Annotated in this window: 20 protein-coding genes; 11 read left to right on the top strand and 9 right to left on the bottom strand. The window is 45.4% G+C overall.

Translation table 11 applies throughout. The features are described 5' to 3' along the window. Positions 1-42: 42 nt before the first annotated feature. Entirely contained in the window at positions 43-1,830 is a 1,788-nt protein-coding gene (locus tag ST37_RS18135) for an aminopeptidase P family protein (protein ID WP_084888961.1), read from the bottom strand. A gap of 208 nt (positions 1,831-2,038) precedes the next feature. Between ST37_RS18135 and ST37_RS18130 the strand changes: the two genes are divergently transcribed. After that, a complete protein-coding gene (locus ST37_RS18130; protein WP_084888960.1) occupies positions 2,039-2,320 on the top strand; it encodes a hypothetical protein in 282 nt (93 codons plus the stop codon). Positions 2,321-2,322: 2 nt separating this feature from the next. On the opposite strand, the gene ST37_RS18125 is transcribed toward ST37_RS18130, so the two are convergent. From ST37_RS18125 to ST37_RS18110, 4 genes are all read right to left on the bottom strand, one after another. Further along, a complete protein-coding gene (locus ST37_RS18125) occupies positions 2,323-2,718 on the bottom strand; it encodes a DoxX family protein (protein WP_242426359.1) in 396 nt (131 codons plus the stop codon). A 72-nt stretch (positions 2,719-2,790) separates the two neighbouring features. Continuing rightward, positions 2,791-3,543 (bottom strand): DNA-binding domain-containing protein, encoded by a 753-nt coding sequence (locus tag ST37_RS18120; protein WP_084888958.1) that lies wholly within the window; start codon positions 3,541-3,543, stop codon positions 2,791-2,793. 82 nt (positions 3,544-3,625) lie between these two features. Continuing rightward, on the bottom strand, positions 3,626-4,501 hold the full coding sequence (locus ST37_RS18115) for a DUF692 domain-containing protein (protein WP_242426358.1): 876 nt from the start codon (positions 4,499-4,501) through the stop codon (positions 3,626-3,628). A 164-nt stretch (positions 4,502-4,665) separates the two neighbouring features. Continuing rightward, entirely contained in the window at positions 4,666-4,923 is a 258-nt protein-coding gene (locus ST37_RS18110) for a DUF2282 domain-containing protein (RefSeq protein ID WP_084888956.1), read from the bottom strand. 251 nt (positions 4,924-5,174) lie between these two features. On the opposite strand from ST37_RS18110, the gene uvrD reads away from it, so the two are divergent. Beyond that, on the top strand, positions 5,175-7,349 hold the full coding sequence (gene uvrD, locus ST37_RS18105; RefSeq protein WP_084888955.1) for a DNA helicase II: 2,175 nt from the start codon (positions 5,175-5,177) through the stop codon (positions 7,347-7,349). A gap of 1,027 nt (positions 7,350-8,376) precedes the next feature. Here uvrD and ST37_RS18100 read toward each other — a convergent pair. Next, positions 8,377-9,036, bottom strand: coding sequence for a LysE family translocator (locus tag ST37_RS18100; protein WP_084888954.1), 660 nt, complete (start codon positions 9,034-9,036; stop codon positions 8,377-8,379). A 6-nt stretch (positions 9,037-9,042) separates the two neighbouring features. Beyond that, complete coding sequence (gene rarD, locus ST37_RS18095; RefSeq protein WP_084888953.1) at positions 9,043-9,948, bottom strand: EamA family transporter RarD; 906 nt, start codon at positions 9,946-9,948, stop codon at positions 9,043-9,045. A 127-nt stretch (positions 9,949-10,075) separates the two neighbouring features. Here rarD and recQ point away from each other — a divergent pair, with 127 nt between their 5' ends. The 3 genes from recQ to ST37_RS18080 all read left to right on the top strand — a co-directional run bounded on the left by recQ (position 10,076) and on the right by ST37_RS18080 (position 13,145). Then, positions 10,076-11,911 carry an ATP-dependent DNA helicase RecQ gene (gene recQ / locus ST37_RS18090; RefSeq protein WP_084888952.1) on the top strand — a complete coding sequence of 612 codons (1,836 nt, stop codon included), beginning with the start codon at positions 10,076-10,078 and terminating at the stop codon, positions 11,909-11,911. After that, the gene (locus ST37_RS18085) at positions 11,904-12,227 is read left to right on the top strand and encodes a DUF3630 family protein (protein ID WP_084888951.1); all 324 of its coding nucleotides are present in this window, start codon (positions 11,904-11,906) and stop codon (positions 12,225-12,227) included. The genes recQ and ST37_RS18085 overlap by 8 nt, the downstream gene beginning before the upstream one ends. A gap of 237 nt (positions 12,228-12,464) precedes the next feature. Further along, entirely contained in the window at positions 12,465-13,145 is a 681-nt protein-coding gene (locus ST37_RS18080; protein ID WP_084888950.1) for a 7-cyano-7-deazaguanine/7-aminomethyl-7-deazaguanine transporter, read from the top strand. A gap of 67 nt (positions 13,146-13,212) precedes the next feature. Here the strand turns inward: ST37_RS18080 and gppA are convergent, their stop codons facing one another. Both gppA and rhlB read right to left on the bottom strand, forming a co-directional pair. Then, the gene (gene gppA, locus ST37_RS18075) at positions 13,213-14,694 is read right to left on the bottom strand and encodes a guanosine-5'-triphosphate,3'-diphosphate diphosphatase (protein WP_084888949.1); all 1,482 of its coding nucleotides are present in this window, start codon (positions 14,692-14,694) and stop codon (positions 13,213-13,215) included. 21 nt (positions 14,695-14,715) lie between these two features. Beyond that, a complete protein-coding gene (gene rhlB, locus ST37_RS18070; protein WP_084888975.1) occupies positions 14,716-16,002 on the bottom strand; it encodes an ATP-dependent RNA helicase RhlB in 1,287 nt (428 codons plus the stop codon). A 114-nt stretch (positions 16,003-16,116) separates the two neighbouring features. Here rhlB and trxA point away from each other — a divergent pair, with 114 nt between their 5' ends. From trxA to fre, 6 genes are all read left to right on the top strand, one after another. Next, a complete protein-coding gene (trxA, locus tag ST37_RS18065) occupies positions 16,117-16,443 on the top strand; it encodes a thioredoxin TrxA (RefSeq protein WP_084888948.1) in 327 nt (108 codons plus the stop codon). 453 nt (positions 16,444-16,896) lie between these two features. After that, positions 16,897-18,162, top strand: a complete 1,266-nt coding sequence (gene rho, locus ST37_RS18060) for a transcription termination factor Rho (protein WP_084888974.1) — start codon at positions 16,897-16,899, stop codon at positions 18,160-18,162. 141 nt (positions 18,163-18,303) lie between these two features. Next, positions 18,304-19,224 (top strand): hypothetical protein, encoded by a 921-nt coding sequence (locus ST37_RS18055; protein ID WP_084888947.1) that lies wholly within the window; start codon positions 18,304-18,306, stop codon positions 19,222-19,224. 93 nt (positions 19,225-19,317) lie between these two features. Then, positions 19,318-20,787 (top strand): 4-hydroxy-3-polyprenylbenzoate decarboxylase, encoded by a 1,470-nt coding sequence (gene ubiD / locus ST37_RS18050; RefSeq protein WP_084888946.1) that lies wholly within the window; start codon positions 19,318-19,320, stop codon positions 20,785-20,787. Positions 20,788-20,807: 20 nt separating this feature from the next. Next, positions 20,808-21,086 carry a 2Fe-2S iron-sulfur cluster-binding protein gene (locus ST37_RS18045; protein WP_084888945.1) on the top strand — a complete coding sequence of 93 codons (279 nt, stop codon included), beginning with the start codon at positions 20,808-20,810 and terminating at the stop codon, positions 21,084-21,086. A 140-nt stretch (positions 21,087-21,226) separates the two neighbouring features. Then, a complete protein-coding gene (gene fre, locus ST37_RS18040; RefSeq protein ID WP_084888944.1) occupies positions 21,227-21,940 on the top strand; it encodes an NAD(P)H-flavin reductase in 714 nt (237 codons plus the stop codon). Positions 21,941-22,374 lie beyond the last annotated feature (434 nt).

Raw genomic sequence — 22,374 nt, 5'->3', positions numbered from 1 at the left:
CAGCAATCAAAATACTACGTTAATAGTGTTTGGCTAATTAACCTAACGAACCAGTGGTTGTGTCGCTTGCTGTAGCCAAACTTTTACGTCTTCGCTGACCAATGAAGAAAGGTCGTTCCACACCTTAAGGTGATAGTCGTTCAACCAAGTTAACTCTTCGTCATTTAGCATATCGACGACTATATTGCGTTGGTCTATTGGACAACGAGTAAGGGGTTGGAAGGTAAGAACAGGAAAGTCCCCGTTGGTCTCTTCTTGTATAACTAACTCTAAGTTCTCAATTCGTATTCCAAAAGCACCTTCGCGATAATAGCCAGGCTCATTAGACAGCACCATACCTTGTTCTAAAGCCACATTGATTTGTCGCTTGCTGATGCTTTGTGGCCCTTCGTGTACACTGAGAAAATGACCCACGCCATGCCCAGTACCATGATCAAAGTCGTACCCTTGTGCCCATAAATGTTGGCGAGCGAACGAGTCAATTTGATAACCACATGTTCCATTAGGGAAACGAGCTCGAGCAATTCCAATATGACCTTTAAGGGCTAGGGTGAACTGCTTCTTCATTTCGTCGCTTGGCTGGCCAATGGCAACGGTGCGAGTAATGTCGGTAGTACCATTGATATACTGGCCACCAGAGTCAACCAAGTACAATGAGTTCATACTTAACTGCCCAGGTACCTCTTGGTTGAGGTGGTTATAGTGGCACATAGCCGCACTACTACCTGCAGCAGAGATAGTGTCAAAACTAAGGTCTACCAGAGTCGGATCTTCACGACGGAAAGCTTCCAATTGATCAGACAGTTGCGCTTCGTTATACAGTAGACCTTTGGCAACGTTGCTATCAAGCCAGCTCAAAAACTTAGCCATGGCAACGCCATCACGAATGTGGCAATCAATCATGCCTTGTCGTTCAACGTCGTTCTTGCACGCTTTAGGCATTAAGCACGGGTCTGCCAAATTGAGAACATGGGCGCCTGCATCTTTGAGTGTAAGCGTGAACCAAGCATTGGCTGTAGCAGAATCAATCTGAACGGTTTTACCGCTTAGTGACTTAAGGTGCTCAGGTAGGGCCGCTGGGTTTGCGATGGTAACGTTACTACCGATATGTTGCTCGAAATTATCGGGTACGCGGCTTGGCTCAACAAACCAAATGGCGCTGCCGTCATTGTTAAGCACAACATGCGAAAGGATCACAGGTAACCTAGAGACGTCTAATCCACGAACGTTGAGTAGCCAGCAGATAGAGTCGAGTGCTGTTATTACGGCTGCATCGGCACCATTTTTCTTAATAACAGTAGCGAGCTCGTCGCGTTTACTATGACTGCTAACGCCAACTTGTTCTACTGTCATTAGTCTTACTTGAGAGTGTTGAGGCGTAGGGCGGTCAGACCACAATACGTCTATTGGATTAGCATCTAATAGAGCAAAAGGGTAGCTATCACCTAAGGCTTTCTGTGCACCTTTGTACCAAGCACCTGAATGCATGCTTGGATCTATACCAACCTTGGCACCGATACTTAGATTATTAATGATCCAGTCGATAGGGGGCTCAGTGATTAAGTGGCAGTACTCAAAAAGTGGACTTGGCACCTGATCTTTTACTTGAACTGTGTAACGACCATCAACGAATATCGCTGCTCGATCCTGTGTAACGACAGCGGCACCAGCAGATCCGGTAAACCCAGTTAGCCAATGCAGACGCTCATTATGCGCTGGAATATATTCGCCTAGGTATTCATCTTCGTGTGGGATGATGATCGCATCAAGTTGCTGATCCGACATCCATTTACGCAGCAGTGTGACTTTTTGTTCTGTAGAACTGTGCATTTACTGATCCTTATGCATCGATTTTGTGTAAAACCCCCCTAAGCTAACGGTTTTGCGGAGCACACGCAACATAGCATTCGGATAGAAAAATAGAACAGCAGAATATAAGGCGATAGACTGAAACTTTGCTAGCACCATTTAATAGGCTTGGGTATATTGTTGATCCAATCACCGCGTTGTACGCACTTAAATCAAAAAGGTTAGTTATATGTCTTTAACCACGTTTGAAATGGCCAAATATTTAGAACAACTCGATGAATCACCTGAAAAAGTCATGTATGGCCGCTTGCTCAACGAGCTTGGTAGTCAGAGCGAAGAGCGCGTTCGTAGTGCTGCCAAGCAGGTGAGTATAGAAAAGCTAAAAGACCTAGTGTATCAATTTCAGATCGTTATCGAGCAGCGCAAAGGCGAAAGCGTTGAACTGCTCAAGCAACAATTAGAGGAAGACGGGATCACAGCAGAAGAACTGCGCGCTTTTATTACCAAGTAACACTAGCTCTGTTTAAAGAACGCGTAGTCAACCGACAGTTTACCTCCCCCCCAAATGACCAGATTTAAGATCATCACACCCCAAAATTGGTGATCGTAATATCCTTTCTCCCAAAGCAACGGATAAGAAATTACGGCAATTGCATTAAACGCAAACAGTGCGATTGCCATAGGTCTTGTGAATAGCCCAAGTAGTATAAAGACCGGCAGTATTAACTCTGCGGCGGTACCAAGATATGCAGCGAGTTTCCAAGGCAGCAATGGTACTTGGTACTCGTATTCAAATAAGAAGAGCGTACTTTCCCAAGTCGATATTTTGGTTAACCCCGCATTAAAAAAAACGTAGGCTACCCATACACGGCAAACCAATAGAGTTATCGTGGATAGCTGCTCCTGCATCGGCTGAATTAGGGGTGAATAAGGTAATTTTAAAGGCATATGACCTCCTAAGGCTTATCAATGTCGGGTGACCTAGTAGCTGTAATGAGTGATCCAGGCATTGGCAATAAAAGTGGGTAACAAGGTTAATTGTTCTGGTGAAAGTGACGTAATCGCAACTCGCTGGCGCATTGTTTGTAATACTCGATAGGTCAGTTCGTCGACGATCGTAGAGGTCAGCTGTTTTCCTTCTCGAGCAATGACAACACACTGATGAGCGTTCAAATTCAAATCTTCGTAGTTGTCGGTTTTAATCGCGTTGTGGATATCAACGACGGCCCAATCAGACTCAAACAAAGCAACGGTCTCAGCTAACTGTATCTTGGCTTGCTGCTGCTTTTCTGGTGGTAATTGGCCAAACGTTTGAATAGCGCATAGAGGCGTATTGCCATCGTAAACTTGATGGCGTAAACGATCGCCATGCCATTCAAACCGAATCACTTCTAAAATGTAGGGCACCGTTTCTATCACGCTACTAACCTTCGCTACGGTATGGCAAAAATGCTCACCATACTGAGAGGTATCTGCTTGCGTTGGAGGATGTTCTCTTATGCTTCTTTTTGCCAGTTGCTCAAAAGCGAGATCACCGACGATTGCTTTGGTAAGAGGGTAACAAGCGGCCAATACGTCTACTAAGCTAAACATGACATTGTTCTTATAGATTTGCAGACGATCTGCTGCTCTAAATTGATCGCTAACAATCCCACAATGAAATTCTACTTCGAATCGACTTTCTGTGTCTAAGAGCGCATGTGAGAAGTTTGCTTGTATGTCGGCTAGTCGCATGAGAGTGTCCTATGGTAATACTCAGCTTGAGTGTTGTTATTGCGCCACTGTTGCTGCGAGATTGTTTGGTGTCGTAATAGAATTAGGTTAGTGATGGTGATAAAGCCTCACTGTTGGTCAAGCTTTGGCAGATTAAGTCACTTGCTTTGTTAGCCTCAGCGAGCAATACATCCAACTTTGGAAGATCCGTATCCCACTCGATGAGTGTTGGTCGTAAACCATTACTTTCCAGCCAAAAGCCGTAAAGGCTCCAAACTTCATCACTGACCGGTTGGTTGTGAGTGTCAATCCAAATCTCTCCTTGAGGCAGCCGCTTCTTGGTAAAACCTGCAAGATGTATTTCATCGACAGCGGAGTTATTAACGCTGTTGATATAATCGGTACTGCTGAAGCCATGATTAAATGCAGATACGTGAACATTATTAAGATCAAGCAGCAAGCGGCACCCTGTACGAGCGTGCACTTCGTTGAGAAATTCCCACTCCGGAATGGTGGAATGCGCAAAACGTAGATAGCTACTAGGGTTTTCTACTAGAAGAGAGCGACCTAATGCGTTTTGTACGATATCGACATTTCTACAAAAGACATCTAACGCTTCTTCTGTGTAAGGTAGTGGCAGCAAGTCGTTATAGTGAACACCGCCACTTTGGCTCCAACTAAGGTGATCAGAGATTAAAATTGGTTGAATGCGTTGCTCTAAAGCAACCAGTTGACGAAGGTGGTCTGGGTGCGGTTCTTCTACCGACCCCAAAGACAGGCCAACGCCATGACAGCTAATGGGTATCTGGTCTGCGATTCTATTTAAGCTAATAGAAAGCTCACTTCTTGGGTTCAAGTAATTTTCACTATGGATTTCAAGCCAGCCCAACTCACCAAGCTCATGATTAGCTAACCGAGTTTCCACAGTGCTATGGTGTGCCGCTCTCAAGCCAATCCCAATCGCATTCTCCTGAGACAGTGTGAACTTTGGTGAGTCGGTTTCACGTGAAACAACGGTATTGAGCGAAGGCGTTGATGATTGCTTGGAATGACTTGTGTGTAAGTGTGTGGTCATGAAGTGAACTCCTACTAGGCCAAAGCTTAGGGAAAAAACCTTGGCCTAGTACAACGGTGATTGAACGATTAAGAGGACATGGTGCTACCACCGGTTAATTTGTCACACAGCCCTTTAGGAACCACAACAAAGGCGTCTTTTTGGTTGTCTTCTTTTGATGTACCAGCGCATGAGCTGCTTTTGGTTGCACAGTCATTTTGACCTGCTTTGGCAACGCCATAGCACTTCTCTTTCTCTGCCGCAGCAGCGGGAGCAGCTGCCATCGTGGCACCAAGAGCGATTAAACTAGATACAGCGGTTGTCACAGCTAAAGTAGATTTGTTCATTGCGAATTCCTCACGATATTGTCCATTATGTGTTGGTGGCCTTATGTTAACGAATTGTTTGCATGAGGCTCGTGTAAGTAGAGCCTTATGCGGGGGGAAAACTTTCAAATATTTTCAAAGAAAATGGCGAGCCAATTTTAAGTATCTGAAATGTATAGGATTAAAAGTGATGTAATTGGCACAATTTTATTCGCTAACAACTACCGTAACTTGTACAATGACAGGTATGTACATATACACAGTGAGTCATCATGTTTGATCCTTCTATGCTCCTAGACGGGCTTAACGATAAGCAACGTGAAGCGGTCGGTGCACCGTTAAGTAATATCCTTGTATTAGCAGGAGCGGGAAGTGGTAAAACGCGTGTACTCGTGCACCGGATGGCCTGGCTTATGACGGTTGAGCAAGCATCGCCGTTCTCAATCATGTCGGTGACTTTTACCAACAAAGCAGCCGCAGAAATGAAAGGACGCATTGATACGTTAATGCGTGGCAGCAGCTCTGGTATGTGGAATGGTACATTTCACGGGATATGCCACCGTATTCTTCGCGCGCATTATTTGGACGCTAAGCTCCCACAAGATTTTCAAATTCTGGACTCGGATGACCAACAGAGACTACTAAGAAGAATCATTAAATCGCTGAACTTAGATGAGAAGCAATGGCCAGCACGACAAGCTGCTTGGTGGATAAATGGCAAGAAGGATGAAGGGCTAAGACCTTCGCATATTGATGATTACCGTGATCCAATCACAAAAACGTGGCTGCAGGTGTACAGTGCGTATCAAGAAGCCTGTGATCGTGCAGGGCTCGTCGACTTTGCGGAAATTTTATTACGTAGCCTTGAGTTGCTGCGTGAAAAGAAAGCCATTCGCGAGCACTATCAGGCTCGTTTTAAACACATACTGGTCGACGAATTTCAAGACACCAACAACATTCAATATGCCTGGCTGAGGATCATGACCGGAACCGACTGTCACGTCATGATTGTCGGGGACGACGACCAGTCTATTTACGGATGGCGCGGCGCAAAAGTAGAGAATATACAAAAGTTCCTCAATGAGTTTGGTGCTCCGTCAACGGTTCGCTTGGAACAAAATTATCGCTCTACCAAAACCATTCTTACTGCTGCCAACCAACTTATTGCGAACAACAATGAGCGAATGGGCAAGGAACTATGGACAGACGGTGGTGCGGGTGAGCCAATCGATGTGTATGCAGCCTATAACGAGTTAGACGAGTCTCGATTCGCGGTAAGTAAAATTAAGGCTTGGCAAGACGAAGGCGGTAAGCTCGATGAGTGCGCCATTTTGTATCGAAATAACGCGCAATCTCGTGTTCTTGAAGAGGCGCTAATTCAGGCAGCGCTTCCATATCGAATCTATGGTGGGATGCGATTTTTTGAACGCCAAGAAATCAAAGATTCTTTAAGTTACCTCCGCCTTATGGCTAACCGCAATGATGACGCCGCATTTGAGCGCGTAGTGAATACGCCGACGCGAGGGCTAGGGGATAAAACGCTCGATACGGTGAGGGTTGCCGCTCGTGATAACGGCAGTACTTTATGGGAGGCAAGTAAGTACTTGCTATCTAATAAGGTGCTAGCAGGCCGCGCAGCAGGTGCTCTAACTCGATTTATAGAGCTGATCGATGCGCTTGAAGATGATACTCACGATATGCAACTTCACAAACAGACGGATCATGTGATCCACACGTCTGGCTTATACAGTATGTACGAGCAAGAGAAGGGTGAAAAGTCGCAGGCTCGCCTAGAAAACTTGGCTGAGCTGGTGACTGCGACAAGGCAATTTGAAATGCCTGAAGAGGCTGAGGATATGACGCTGCTTACGGCCTTCTTAACCCACGCTGCATTAGAGGCCGGTGAAGGGCAAGCGGATGAGTTTGATGATGCGGTGCAATTGATGACCTTGCACAGCGCCAAAGGTCTAGAGTTTCCAGTTGTGTTTATGGTTGGCGTAGAGGAAGGGATGTTCCCAAGCCAGATGTCGGCAGAAGAAATTGGTCGCCTCGAAGAGGAGCGCAGGTTGTGTTACGTAGGCATGACGCGAGCGATGAAAAAGCTGCACATTACGTATGCGGAGATGCGCAGGCTTTATGGTCAGGATAAATATCACCGCCCAAGTCGCTTTATTAAGGAATTACCGCCAGAGAATCTCAATGAAGTAAGAATGAAAGCCCAAGTGAGTCGCCCAAGCTCGGAAGGGCGATTTAGCCATAAAAAAGTCACACAAAACTTTAACGAGTCCGGATTTAATCTTGGGCAACGAGTGATGCATTCTAAATTTGGTGAGGGCACAATTATTAATTTTGAAGGCAGCGGCCCACAAGGCAGAGTACAGGTTGCCTTCAATGGCGAAGGCATCAAGTGGCTTGTGACCCAGTTTGCTAAGCTTGAAAAGCTCTAACATTATAGAGCTTGTAATGAAAATGGCATATTCAATGCTCCGTGGAGTGCCGCAGCTTGTGTTGCGATTGCTCCATCGCAATGAACTCCGGTAAACAAAACCGACTTATCTTGACGACAAAGCTCTTTTGAGTGCTTTATACCAAACAAAGCAATTACCTGATCATTCTTACTCGTTAAAATTACTGATAACAGCGTTAAAGATTATTTAAATAGAACAATTACCTACGGTAATCTTTGCCTTGTTCTCAGTAATTTTTCCGTCGCAATTTTCTGACCAATTAATTGCTTCGATGGTATTAGATTTATGGTGGGGGTGAACAGTGGCTTCTGCACTGGGTTTGTAACTTGAGTTACTATAGACAAAGAAAAACCCCGAGGGCCAAGGCCCATCGGGGTTATAGTCTTACTCGCAGCAATCCAGCTACTAAAAGTGCTCCATGCATCTAATCCATGATAGTGTGCTGTATTCCTTCAGCGTAGTCCTTTCTCGCCATCCTAGCGGTGTCCATTGACCTTATCCTGGTCTGCTAACAATCCAAGTTAGCTCACTTCGCTTGTTCCCTGAGCGGTGTCCCTTTCATCATCCTGATGATCGTTCCATGCCTCATCCAGAGGTATCCATTGCCTTCCTTAGTAGTAACCATCCTAGTTACTATTGCGTCCGTTCAATGTCCATTTTGCTATCCGTGCCGATCATTCATCCTGAATAACCGAATCTTCATCCTGAAGATTACCAAATCCTTGGTGTTTCCTGTTCCTTGCCAACTCCTTGTCGACAGAGAAAAGTTTACGCTGATGGCTTAGTTAAACAATCGCTCTGGATCACATTTTTACGTTGCCCAAATACGACAAAAAACAAATTACTTATTTTTCAATACCTTAACTGCCATGTAGTACAGAGCAGTCGACGAAAACTCACTTTGACTCACACCCTTGTGAGAGATCTCTTACAAGGTGCGCGGTGGATTACGCCATTTATCCCGTTTTTGATCTAAATCAAAACTATCAACGGTTCAGTGTTGAGGTTAAAAAGGCAGCAAATGCCACAAAATTGATGCGCCAACAGCGGTAAAGAGGAGTGCACATATGCCGTCGATAAACGGTCCCGCTTGCTCAACTTTACTCGCGACTCGTTTTGTCGAAAGAGCGTACGCGAGCAGTGAGAACCAAAATATCGATAACCCCCATAAAAGCGCCATCGCCGAGACCTTACCTACCAATGACATAGTGGCAGGAACGATGCTCGACAACAGGCTAACGAAAAATATCAACGCTTTTGGGTTTAGTAAGTTCGTCATTAAGCCTTTGCGAAAGAAGGGGGTGAGCGGTTGATATGTTGAAGATAAAGAGGGTTGAGTTTCAGGCACAGTCTCTGCTTGATCCAAAGCACTTGTTTGCAGCAGTGCTTTAAGCGAGCTTAACCCCAAATACAGTAGATAGCTGCCACCAAGAAATTGAACGGCGCTGTATAAAGCAGGATTGTTGTGAACCAAATAACTCACACCCGTAAGACTCAATGCCGAATGGATCAATATGCCTGCCGATAAGCCAGCAGCAATAGCAAGGCCCGCTTTACGACCGTGTTTTGCGGTTGATTGCACTACCAGAGCAAAATCCGGCCCTGGACTCATAAGTGCAATGAAATGTATGGTGGCAAGTGTCGCCAATGTAGTGAACTCGTTCATGTCTCTCTATGCCTTTGCAGCTTTTTGTCTTTTATGGTGTTTGAGACCGTCTAAGCTGAACAATATCAACGCCATCCATATAAAGCTGAAAGTGATCATTTTAGCTTCGGTTAATGGTTCACCATAAACCGTAATCGCCAATAAAAACATTAAGCTAGGTCCAATATATTGGAAGAAACCTAAGGTCGATAATTTTAACCGGGTTGCCGCGGCAGTAAAGCAGAGTAGAGGAGCCGTAGTGACAATACCGGCCGCAATCAGCAATGAATTGAGAGACATTGAGTTGTTCCACATGCTGCTGGTGGGTGTATCAATGGCAAGTAAATATATCGCAGCAACTGGAAACAAAAATAGCGTTTCGACAAATAAACCCGTTTGCGCGTCGATATTGATTTTTTTACGCAACAACCCATAGATTCCGAAGCTGATGGCTAACGCAAACGCAATGTAAGGAATGGAGCCAAAGGCAAATAGCTCGATAAACACCCCTGTTGCTGCCAATGCAACGGCCAACCACTGAAGTTTTCTTAGGCGCTCCTGCAGGAACAACATACCTAAAATGACGTTAAACAAAGGGTTGATGTAATAGCCTAAACTGGCTTCTAGCATCATCTCACTGTTGACCGCCCATATAAAAATTAACCAATTTATGGCAACCAGAGTGGCGCTACAAAGCAGAAGGAAGGTCCGTTTTTTCTGGGTGATAACCTGCTTAAAGCGGGTCCAGCCTTGGGTGAAATGGATTAATAAGGCCAACAGTAAAACAGACCAGACGATTCGGTGAGATAAGATTTCTAAAGCAGGTACGTTGCCTAACGCTTTGAAATAAATAGGGGCAACTCCCCACATGGTGTAAGCCGCAATGGCGAGTAACACACCTTGTTTAGCGCGTTGTTGTTCTGGCATGGTCAGTTTCGTAAAAAAGAAAACCAGTATAGCGATGTAGTTTAGGACGTCACTCTAATTTTGCAGTTTGCTTATTGAGCCATCCCCATTACAATGGCTCGCCCCTTTCTTCACCAAGTCCGAATACGCATTAATGAACGACACTCTCATAGCGCAGCCTCAGCCGACCATACAACAACCCGCCGAGATTCTTAAGCAAGTCTTTGGATACGGGGAGTTTCGTGATGGTCAGCAACAAGTTATTGATGCGTCAATGGCTGGGCGGGATTGTGTCGTGATCATGCCCACCGGTGGAGGTAAGTCACTCTGTTATCAAATCCCAGCCTTAGCCCAAGAAGGGTTAACATTGGTTATATCGCCTTTGATTTCATTAATGAAAGATCAGGTGGACCAGCTTAAAGCACATGGGGTTTCGGCAGAGTGTGTTAATTCAAGTATGAACCGTGATGAACTATTAAACGTGTTCAACCGGATGAACCGTGGCGACTTAAAACTGCTCTATGTGTCGCCAGAAAGAGTTTTGATGCCTGAATTTATCGAGCGCCTTAGCTATATAACGCTAAATCTCATCGCTGTAGATGAAGCACATTGTATCTCGCAGTGGGGGCACGACTTTAGACCTGAATATGCGTCACTAGGACAACTGAAACATTATTTCCCGGACACGCCTGTAATGGCGCTAACGGCAACTGCAGATGACGCCACAAGGCACGATATCCAATCTCGGCTGTCACTTGATGAACCCGATGTCTATTTAGGCAGTTTTGACAGGCCGAATATTCGCTATAACTTGGTCGAAAAACATAAGCCAGTGTCTCAAATCATTCGATACTTAGACTCGCAAAAAGGGCAGTGTGGGATCATTTACTGTGGCAGCCGAAAAAAAGTCGAAATGGTGACCGAAAAGCTGTGCAATAACAATTTGCGTGCCGCTGGTTACCATGCAGGCATGGACAGTGACGAAAGAGCGTTTGTTCAAGAAGGTTTTCAAAAGGATGACATTCAGATAGTGGTCGCCACAGTGGCCTTTGGCATGGGAATTAATAAGCCTAATGTGCGATTTGTTATCCATTTTGATATTCCACGAAATATCGAGTCTTACTATCAGGAGACAGGCCGCGCCGGTCGAGACGGACTACCTGCTGAAGCGCTCACCCTTTATGATCCTGCGGATATGGGGTGGTTGCGTCGACTTCTTGATGAGAAAGACGATGGTGAAGTGAAGCGCGTCGAAACGCACAAACTGAATGCGATGAGCTCGTTTGCAGAAGCTCAAACCTGTCGCCGACAAGTATTGCTGCATTATTTTGGTGAATATCGAGAGAAAAGTTGTGGAAACTGCGATATTTGCATCGATCCGCCTAAGCTATTTGACGCCACCGTTCAGGCTCAGCAGGCGTTGTCTTGTATCTACAGAGTGAACCAAAGTTTTGGTGTGAGCTACGTTGTGGAAGTGCTGCGTGGCATGCAAAATATCCGTATTCGAGACAATGGACATGACAAGCTCAGTACCTATGGGCTGGGAAAAGAGAACAGCCATGATTATTGGGTCAGTATCATGCGTCAGCTCATTCATAAAGGGTTGGTGATGCAAAATATCACTCGAAACTCAACACTGCAGCTCACACCTGAAGCGAGACCCGTGTTGCGAGGTGAGGTGCCCATCGAATTGGCGGTACCACGAATAGATGCAAGCGCACGAGCAACAAAAGCGACAAAACTGTCGACCAAAAACTACGACAAGAAATTGTTTGCTAAGTTAAGAAACCTCAGAAAAACACTGGCAGATAAAGCGGGGTTGCCACCTTATGTTGTGTTTAATGATGCGACCTTAGTGGATATGGCCGAGATGCTGCCTACATCTGCAGGGGAAATGTTGGCCGTTAGCGGAGTAGGTGAGCGAAAGCTCGAACGCTTTGGCGATCAATTTTTAGATTTGATACAGGAACATTTAACGTCACATGGCTAGTACACACACTCAATACCAACCCGCAAGTCGCATTGTCGTAACAGAGTACTTTGCGGATCAAGGTAAGCTGATTTTGTCGACTCCTACCTGGGACTTTGATGAGTTTGCAGCGTTGGGTTGTTATATTGTTGAAATGTTGTCTGCCAAAATAATCGAGAAGCAGACCGATGCCGATATACACTCGTGGCTGATTGACTTTGAAGGCTGTCAGTTTTTAATGAAAGCTGAGCACTATTCTGAATGCGTATGGCTCGAGGCGCTCGAACCTAAGCAAAGCCAGCAAGAGTGTCAATTTTTAGCTTCTTGCTTACAGTAGAAGAACTAGGCATTCTCTGGACACGTTTCACGTGAAACCGAATTTGATGGGATGGGCAGTAATTAAGCACTTGATAACTGTTATCAATTTTGTATAATCCCCGCCCGCTCACAAAATGTGTAGCATCGCGCCTATTTTAAGTAAGAGTTGCTGATAGGTATTACAATGTAGCGAAGTGCGGCAGTGCCGACTTCATTTGGGTTCCCTCAACCCCAAAACAAAATAAAAAGGTATACAATGAGTCACTTTTCCTCCGCGCAGCAGCGCAAAGCCCTTTATTGGTTAGTTCTTTTTCACCTTGTCGTGATTGCATCAAGTAACTACCTCGTTCAGCTACCCTTTACTGTATTTGGCTATCACACCACATGGGGAGCATTTACTTTTCCGTTTATCTTCCTAGCGACTGATCTCACGGTTCGTATTTTTGGCGCACCGCTTGCTCGGAAAATTATTTTCCGTGTTATGGCGCCCTCATTGATCGTTTCGTATGTGTTATCAGTGGTCTTTTTCGAAGGCAGTTATCAAGGCTTTGGACCGTTATCCGAGTTTAATCTATTTGTAGCTCGGATCGCGGTAGCAAGCTTTATGGCGTACGCGCTGGGACAAATTCTTGATGTGCAAGTATTCAATCGCCTACGCCAGTTAAAAGCTTGGTGGGTTGCACCATTGTGCTCGACACTGCTGGGTAATGCGTTGGATACGATTGCGTTCTTTGGTATCGCTTTCTATAACAGCCCAGACGCCTTTATGGCGCAACATTGGCAGGAAATTGCGCTGGTGGACTATGGCTTCAAGCTAGTGATTAGCGTGGGTTTGTTCATTCCAATGTATGGCGTGGTTTTAAACTTCTTGGTTAAGAAATTGACGCATGTTGAGGTTAACTCACCGACGCAAGCGGAAGTTGCTGCGACAAAATAGTCATTAGACACAAAAAAAGGCCAGCACGAAGTTATTCGTGCTGGCCTTTTTTTTGATTGCGGGATCGCTAGTTTATCGTCAGCGTCCATCCGAGATTGGATTGACGGTCGCTCTCTATATCAAGTTCTGCGCGAGTGAGCGGGTTCTTGTCCAGCCACTGAGTATTGATAGAGAGTGAGATATCATCACCATGGCTCTGTACGCGATAGTCGGGTTGCACTCCAGTATCTCTGCGATGAGTCAACAAAACGGCAATTCTAAGTAACCGCAGTACTCGTTCAGCACTGTGCTGTGATATTGCATGCTGAGTATCAAGAGGTGTCAGTACATCCTTGTAGCGTTTTAGCACTTCGGCCAACAGATGTTGCTGCGCTTTAGTAAAGCCAGGAAGGTCCAAGTTCGCGATCAGATAGGCATTGTGTACACCGGCTTTCTTATAGTCGAGTGTCACCCCTATTTCGTGAAGCTGACATGCGGCCTCAAGCAGCACTTTAGCGGCGGGCTCGGCTAAAAAGTCTGCTTCGCATTGTGATAACAACTTATGAGCGCACGTCGAGACTTGTTTCGCGTAGTGGCTGTCGAGCTGATATCGGCGTTGCACACTGGTTAAGGTGCGAGCGATAATATCTTGTTGATGAAGTTGACTCAGCATGCCGTACACCATTCCTTCGCGGAGTGCACCACCTGCCAGTGTCATAGTATCGATGTCGAGCAACTCAAATATCGCGATTAGAATCGATAGACCACTAGGGAACACCAGCGCTCGTTCTAGAGTGAGTCCTTCGATTTCTAGCTCTTCAAGAGCATCGGCTAACATTGCTTGTTTTTGCAGCCGGTAAAGCTTATCGAGCGTGATCACTTCGTCCATACCCTGGGCAAGCATAATTTCTTGCAAGGCTTGCACTGTACCGCTAGCACCTACACAGGTCTCCCATCCCAGTTGCTGATAACGTGCCAGTATTGGGCTCAAGCTTTGTTTTGCCGCGTCTATAGCTTGGCGAAAATTATGAGCATTGAGTTGACGGTCGTTAAAATGACGTTCGAGCCAGGTGACGCAGCCCATATTAAGGCTGGTTAGCGCTTCTGCATCAAAACCATGACCAATGATGAGTTCGGTGCTTGCTCCACCAATATCGACAACCAATCGGCGCCCTTGACCACCGGAAGTATGCGACACACCTTGATAGATTGTAGCCGCTTCTTCTTCTCCAGAGATAACCTGAATATCATGGCCCAAAATTGTATTGGCTCGAGTAAGAAATTGATCGATGTTGGTCGCAGTTCGTAGCGTGGCGGTACCGACAATACGAATCTGTGAGGTCGGAATATCTTGCAGTCGTTCGGCAAACAGCGCTAAACAGTCCCAGCCACGCTGCATTGCTTCAATGCTTAGACTGTTGTGTTGATCTAAGCCCGCCGCAAGGCGGACTTTACGCTTAATTTTTGCCAGGGTTTGAACGCTTCCGTTTACCTCGCGCACGATCAGCATATGGAAGCTGTTCGAGCCGAGGTCAATAGCGGCGTAGAGAGGAGAGACAGTTTCACTCATCTCAATTCACTCCATGAATATTTAGCGAGTCCTGGTGTGGCGACGTTGTTGTGGTCGTCCACGGTTTGATTGGCCAGAGTTATTACGACGTCCTTGGTTTGGCTTGGTGCGTAAACGCAAAGGACGAGGCAGATCGGTCAACAGAGCAGCCGTGTCATATTCTGACGTTGGAATACTGTGTTCGATATACTCTTCGATCGCTGGCAAGTTGATCGCATACTCTTCACAAGCAAAGCTGATAGAGTGGCCACTCGCGCCAGCACGACCGGTACGGCCGATTCGGTGAACGTAATCTTCACAATCATCCGGTAAATCAAAGTTAAATACGTGAGTAACTTGAGGAATGTGTAAGCCACGAGCAGCAACGTCTGTTGCGACCAGGATGTCGACATCACCTTTAGTGAACTCTTCTAAAATACGCTCTCGCTTTTTCTGCGGAACATCACCGGTTAAGAGTCCAACACGATGGCCGTCGGCCGCAAGGTGTCCCCACACGAGTTCACACTTGTGTTTGGTATTGGCAAAAATAATTGCGCGATCTGGCCAGTCGTCTTCAAGCAAAGTTTGCAAAAGAGGCATTTTGTCTTCGTTAGAAGGGTGAAATAGCTCTTCTTGAATACGGTGACCTGTTTTTTGCTCCGGCTCTACAACAACATGCTCTGGATTGTGCATGTGCTCGAACGCAAGCTCTTGTACGCGGTAAGACAGAGTCGCAGAGAACAACATGTTTAGTCGCTCAGTTGGCTCAGGCATACGACGGAACAAGAAACGGATGTCTTTAATAAAACCAAGATCAAACATGCGATCTGCTTCATCCAACACAACCGCTTGAATAGAGTTCAAACTAATGACGCGTTGTTTGTAGAAATCGATGATTCGGCCACAGGTACCTATCAAAATATCAACGCCGCCTTCAATTTGCTTGAGTTGCTTATCGTAGCTTTCACCACCGTATGCAAGACACGCCTTAAGTCCTGTTGACTCAATTAGGGGTTGTGCGTCGTTGTAAATCTGTATTGCTAGTTCACGCGTTGGCGCCATAATGATTGCGCGCGGGTGCGTAGCTTTACGTGCTTCGTCAGCTTCCGTAGTTAATAGGTAGTGGAAGGTAGCGGTTAGGAAGGCCAGGGTTTTACCTGTACCTGTTTGCGCTTGCCCTGCAATGTCTTGGCCAGTGAGCAAAACTGGCAGTGCCTGGGCTTGAATTGGAGTACAAAATTCGTATCCTTTTTTATTCAATCCCTCTATGACTTTTGGGTGCAGGTCAAAGTCGGCAAATCGTTGCTCTGTGATATGTGTCTTTTTCATGCGCATAGAATATCAGCTTACGCTTGCATTAAGAACCGAAATCCAGTCCAATAAGGAATCAATTTGTCGAAAAAGTAGTAAATTCGGCAACGAAAGACACATTCGGAGTGTAAAATGAACGATAAAATTGTGCAGTTGTCTGATGAGAGCTTTGATTCTGACGTCATCAACGCTGCAGGTCCGGTTCTAGTTGATTTCTGGGCAGAGTGGTGTGGTCCTTGTAAAATGATCGCCCCAATTTTGGATGAAGTGGCCAATGAGTACGACGGTAAGTTGACTATTGGTAAACTGAATATCGACCACAATGCTGGGACTCCACCTAAATTTGGTATTCGTGGCATTCCTACACTGTTGCTATTTAAAAATGGTGCAGTGGCCGCGACCAAGGTTGGCGCACTGTCAAAAACTCAATTAAAAGAGTTTCTCGACGCAAACCTATAAAAATTGACGACAAACCGCGCTTCTAGGCGCGGTTTGTTGCATTTATGTACTAGACTACTAATCTATTAAGTGCTAAGTTATTGCACGATTAATGAACAATACTTTTCGTGGTGATTTCTCAACACCATATTCAATTCTCAACCAACACAAATAGATCCTATTTTGACTACTGAATCTAAACCTAATGCGGATGCTGCACCTCAAGCTGAGTCGCAAGTCGATGCGCCTATCATGCAAGAAAAAGAAGTGAAGCCAGCTCCTAAACCAAGAAGCACAGCGCGAGCGAAAGCGTCAAAGCCTGCGAGCAAACCTGCGCCAGTTGAAACTGAAAATGCGCCAGAAGCTGAAGCTGTAGAGGCTCCAGTTGACGCTGCAGCTAAAGAGACGAAACGGCGCACTATTTCTAAACCTCGCCGTACAACAACTAAACCAAAAACTGGTTTGGGTACTGCGTTGAGTTTAACTGAGCTAAAGAATAAGCCTGTATCAGAGCTTGTTCAGCTTGGCGAAAGTTTAGGCCTAGAAAACCTAGCACGTTTGCGAAAACAAGATATCATTTTCGCGACCCTTAAAGCGCACGCGAAAAGTGGCGATGATATTTTTGGCGATGGCGTATTAGAAATCCTGCAAGACGGTTTTGGATTTTTACGCAGTGCAGACAGTTCATATTTAGCCGGCCCTGACGACATTTATGTTTCTCCAAGTCAGATTCGCCGATTCAATTTGCGCACTGGCGACTCCATCTCAGGAAAAATTCGTCCGCCTAAAGACGGTGAGCGCTACTTTGCGCTACTTAAAGTTAACACCGTCAATATGGATAAGCCGGATAACGCTCGAAACAAAATTTTGTTCGAGAATCTCACACCATTGCATGCTAACGAGCGAATGATAATGGAAGTGGGTAATGGCTCAACAGAAGACATTACCGCTCGAGTTCTTGATCTTGCGTCTCCAATTGGTAAAGGCCAACGTGGTCTTATCGTTGCTCCGCCTAAAGCGGGTAAAACAATGTTGTTGCAAAACATTGCACAAAGCATTACTCGTAACCACTCTGAATGTGAGTTGATGGTACTACTCATCGACGAACGCCCAGAGGAAGTAACAGAGATGCAACGCCTGGTTAATGGTGAAGTTATTGCGTCTACGTTTGATGAGCCTGCTTCGCGCCACGTTCAGGTAGCAGAAATGGTTATCGAAAAGGCGAAGCGTCTTGTTGAGCATAAGAAAGATGTTGTGATCCTACTCGATTCAATCACGCGTCTAGCGCGTGCATACAACACGGTTATTCCATCATCAGGGAAAGTGCTTACTGGTGGTGTCGATGCGAATGCTTTGCATCGTCCAAAGCGCTTCTTTGGCGCAGCACGTAATGTTGAAGAAGGCGGTAGCCTAACTATTATTGCAACAGCACTGGTTGATACAGGCTCGAAAATGGATGAAGTCATCTACGAAGAGTTTAAAGGTACAGGTAACATGGAACTGCACCTAAACCGTAAGATAGCTGAGAAGCGTGTGTTCCCTGCGATTGACTTTAATCGCTCAGGTACGCGTCGTGAAGAATTGTTGACTAAGCCAGACGAGCTTCAAAAAATGTGGATTCTTCGCAAAATCGTTCACCCAATGGGCGAAACCGACGCGATGGAATTCCTAATCGACAAGCTGGCTATGACTAAAACCAATGATGAGTTTTTCAGTGCGATGAGAAAACAAAAATCGTAATTGAATAAAAATATTGAAATAAGCGCTTCTATTAATGAGGCGCTTTTTTTTGCGTTTTGCTTAGATAGCGCAAAAATCACCACTTGCTATTGTTAATTTTTATTGTGATCATGTTAACAGGTGGTAATCGTGGAGGGTTGAATGCGCTATTTAGATTGGATGATCACAATACTGATCGCCGCTGCATTGCCTGTGTGGGCCGAGCAACTCTCTGATAGTGAAGTGGCGCAATGGCTGCAGGACAACCGGCTCAATAGCATGGCAGACAATCTAGTCACTCAGGCGTTAACTGGAGAGCTGGCCGAGGTTGAGTTTCAACTTGAACAAGTCAAATACCCACAACAAGAGGCATTAAGAACTCTGTTTGTTCAAAAGCTATCTTATTCCAATATCATATTAACCCCCCCTCTTGCCCAACTGGTCGAACAGCAAATGCATGTGCCTTCTGTTTATCATATTGTTGAGCAAGGTGATGGCTATGAATTTAAACTTCCAGCCTTTAATTACCCATCCATTGCAGCATCAATACTGAAAGATTGGAATAAGCAGCAGTCGGTAATGAGTTTTTACTTGCAAGCTGAAGCGGGAACATTAGATTTTAGACGGTGGTTGTCAGCAGAGCCCAAAGTAAGAGAAATGCTGTTTCTTGCTGAGTTTGAATCGTTATCAAATAAAGCACAGCTGAATATTGCAGCTCAAGTTCGCAGCGAGGCAAGTAAAGCTTGGGTGCCCAGTTCAAGAGTGATGGTTGAAATCGCTAAGGTGACTCAAGATACAGATGTGTACGCTCTGCTTTGGAAAATGAAAGCCGATGGCGTAATTGAGCGAGAATTGGATAGGCTCGCGACTTCTCGGCAGGGTGATTTACTTATTATGGCAGCAAGTCACTCCAGTCATTACACTCAATCAATCGATCTTCTAACACGTTTTTCCGAACCTTCCGACAATGTTAAACTCTATTTACAGTCGGAAATTGATCGCAGCGGACAGCAATCTATCGTGGTGGATTATTTAAAATCAAACAACAATTTTAAATTGCTCAGTACGCTCAACACGCCATAACCTAAATTACTACACTATCAATTGTCTCCCATTTGTTAACAGTCTGAAGTCATCTGTTATACTGTCGCCAACAAAAATCCATGGCGAGTGCTAATGAGCTTTAAGGACTTGCGTGAGTTTATCGCGCATCTAGAAAATCAGGGAGAGCTAAAGCGCATATCCCACCCAGTTGATCCTCATTATGAAATGACCGAAATCAGCGACCGCGTATTGCGAGCCGGCGGGCCGGCTTTGTTGTTTGAAAATCCAATTGGTTATGATATCCCCGTATTGACTAACTTATTCGGAACGCCCGATCGAGTTGCCACAGGTATGGGGCAACAAGATGTTATGGCACTGCGTGAAGTAGGCAAGTTGCTCGCGTATCTTAAAGAGCCTGAGCCCCCGAGCGGTTTCAAAGACGCAATGGATAAACTTCCCGTGTTCAAGCAAGTGTTGAATATGCCAACAAAACGGCTTAGGAAGGCGCCTTGTCAGCAAGTGGTTTGGGAAGGCGACGATGTCGATTTGGATAAAATCCCAGTAATGAGCTGTTGGGCAGACGATGTTGCACCACTTCTTACATGGGGACTAACCGTCACCAAGGGACCGAATAAAAAACGCCAAAACCTCGGTATTTATCGTCAGCAAAAGCTAAGTAAAAACAAAATTATCATGCGTTGGCTGGCTCATCGAGGCGGCGCACTGGATTTACGTGACTGGATGGAGACACATCCAGGAGAACCGTTCCCTGTGTCTGTCGCTTTCGGTGCGGACCCTGCCACTATATTAGGGGCCGTTACGCCAGTACCCGATACGCTTTCTGAGTATGCTTTTGCGGGACTACTTCGCGGCAGTAAAACAGAAGTAGTGCAGTCCATTAGTAACGAATTAGAGGTTCCAGCAAGTGCAGAAATAGTACTTGAAGGATATATTGACCCTAATGAGTTTGCTGATGAAGGTCCTTATGGGGATCATACTGGCTATTACAACGAAGTTGAAAGCCATCGAGTATTTACCGTTACCCATGTGACCATGCGTAAGAATCCGATATACCACAGCACCTATACTGGTCGTCCACCGGATGAACCTGCGGTACTTGGTGTAGCACTTAACGAAGTGTTTGTGCCAATACTGCAAAAACAGTTCCCTGAAATTGTCGACTTTTACCTTCCTCCAGAAGGGTGTTCATATCGCATGGCTGTGGTTACGATGAAGAAACAATACCCTGGACATGCAAAGCGTGTGATGATGGGGGTGTGGTCATTTTTGCGTCAGTTTATGTACACCAAATATGTCATCGTTTGCGATGATGATATCAATGCCAGAGATTGGAATGACGTCATTTGGGCCATTACCACGCGTATGGATCCAGCAAGAGACACGGTAATGATAGAGAATACACCGATCGACTCGTTGGACTTTGCTTCTCCAGTCGTTGGGCTAGGATCGAAAATGGGCATGGATGCAACCAACAAATGGGAAGGCGAAAGCACCCGTGAATGGGGAACACCCATTGTTAAAGACCCTAAGGTGGTTGAACGTATCGATGAGATATGGGACCAACTAGGGCTCGACATATAAGTTAGCAGTGTTTAAAAACAATGAATGACACAATACATACGATCACGATACTGCCGAAGCGGATTGAATTTAAAGCATCCAGTGAGCAAACCATATTGGATGCGGCGCTGGAGCAAGGCATAAACTTACCTCACCGCTGTCAAATTGGTGCGTGTTCCAGTTGTTTATGTAAAAGAGTGTCTGGAAAGATAAGTTACACACTTGAACCGATGTTAACGTCATCTGAGCACGAGCAGGGCTGGACATTTATTTGTTTGGCTCAAGCTCAAAGCGATGTTGTCATCGACTTCAGTGTCTGATTGAGGGCGATACAGGCCCAATATTGAAAGCTCACAACGAATCCAAAGACTTTGTTGACGAGTGTGTAAGTCCCAAGAATTACTTGTGTCGTCAAAACCGCAAGTAAGAAGTAACAATGGTTAAAAATAGAAGGAAGACAATGACCATTCAATGTACTGTTCAAAGCGTTGAACCTTTAGCCGAAAATACCTATCGCGTGATCCTCCATCCGCAACAACCTGTAAACTATAAAGCAGGGCAGTACCTAATGGTTATTATGGGCGAGCAAGATAAACGACCTTTTTCTATTGCGTCGAGTCCCTGCAGAGAAAATAGCGAGCTCGAATTACACATTGGTGCAGCAGAGGCAAATCAATACGCATTAGAAGTGGTCGATGCAATCAAAAGCGCACATCAAAGTGGGAGCGTGATCGAAATTGATGCACCACACGGCAGCGCCTGGATTAAAGAACCTCTTCAAAAACCACTTTTGTTGATAGCGGGTGGCACTGGATTTAGCTATGTACGATCTATTTTAGATTACTGCATAAGCCAGAACAGTGAACAACCAATCTACCTATACTGGGGAGCAAAACAGATTGAGCAGTTGTATGCATTCGACGACCTTCAGCAAATTGCCAAGAAGCACAACAATATTACCTTCATCCCAGTTGTCGAAATAGCACCTGAGCGCTGGACAGGCAAAGTAGGTAATGTACTACAGGCCGTTAATCAAGATTTCGACTCGTTGGCTAACTACGAAATCTATATTGCTGGGCGATTTGAAATGGCTGGCGCGGCAAGAGACACATTTACCACCAATAAAGATGCCGATATTCATCATATCCACGGTGACGCATTCGCATTTATCTGATGCACGATGCAATCATAGAAATAGAAAAGCGGCGTATTGCCGCTTTTTTTGTCCCCCAAACCTTGTGACAACCGACAGGCAATCGTTTGCGTGGTCACTTACTGACCGTTCGAGTTCGAACGTGAAAATAAACGCACTTTAGGGGTTGCGCTAGTTTCCTTTCTCTCTATAATGCGCCCACACCAACGGGGAGTGAGACAAACATCACAAACCGCTCGGTAGAGAAGTCGAAATTAATTTTAAATAATGATTGACTTACTCGAGAGGAAGCGTAGTATACGCATCCTTGCCGATTGAGACTTAGGTCACAAATCGGGCCCGTAATGGGACGCTCTTTAACAATATAAACCTATCAATCTGTGTGGGCACTCGTTGATGATAATCAAAATAGATTCCTCGGAATCAACTTGATTTCAATGAACTGAGTGACCAAT

It is taken from the genome of Vibrio sp. qd031 (assembly GCF_002100145.1).
Lineage (GTDB): Bacteria > Pseudomonadota > Gammaproteobacteria > Enterobacterales > Vibrionaceae > Vibrio.
The sequence above is the reverse complement of the archived record's forward strand: the minus strand, read 5'-3'. Positions and strand labels throughout refer to the sequence as shown.